Raw genomic sequence first — 230 nt, forward strand, 5'->3', positions numbered from 1 at the left:
CTCGCAACCAGCGCCAACCCGGCAATACCCGCAAAATTGCCTACACCGTGCGTGCCGGTGATTCTTTCTGGAAAATTGGCCGCCAATACAATGTTACCTCTCGCGATATCGCCCACTGGAACGGTATGGCACCAGGCGACCCACTCCGGGTCGGCCAACAACTCACCGTTTGGGTGCCACAAGACAGCAAGGCCCCTTCCCGCTCCGCCCGGGAAGAGATTCGCAAGGTT

Annotated in this window: 1 protein-coding gene; it reads left to right on the forward strand. The window is 59.1% G+C overall.

From position 1 onward, the window contains the following. Positions 1 to 230, forward strand: a 230-nt coding sequence (locus Q4563_RS23155) for a LysM peptidoglycan-binding domain-containing protein (RefSeq protein ID WP_303606222.1), incomplete at both ends; no start/stop codon positions are given.

Source organism: Gilvimarinus sp. 1_MG-2023, assembly GCF_030548285.1.